This window comes from Lacinutrix sp. MEBiC02404, from assembly GCF_053601575.1.
On the sequence record NZ_JBSHNV010000073.1, the window covers coordinates 1 to 234 of the forward strand.

Annotated in this window: 1 protein-coding gene; it reads left to right on the forward strand. The window is 37.2% G+C overall.

Annotated elements, in window-relative coordinates; genetic code table 11:
- The coding region (locus ACVCXO_RS00460) for a hypothetical protein (protein WP_452227634.1) at positions 1 to 234 on the forward strand (234 nt) is incomplete at both ends.

A 234-nucleotide genomic window follows, 5' to 3' on the forward strand; every position in this document is an offset into this window, starting at 1 on the left:
TGTGATACAGATGCAGTATTTGATGTAACTTCTGATTATGCTTTTGCTAACCTTACTTCTACTTGTGGAGCTGGTGGTACTATCTTAGTTACTTATACAGTTGCTGATGATTGTGGTAATGAAACCATACTTACTGCAACACTTACGCTTGAAGATTCTATCGGTCCTGATCTTACTGCTTGTACTGTAATAGACGAAACTATAGAATGTAACGGAACAGATAACGAAACGATC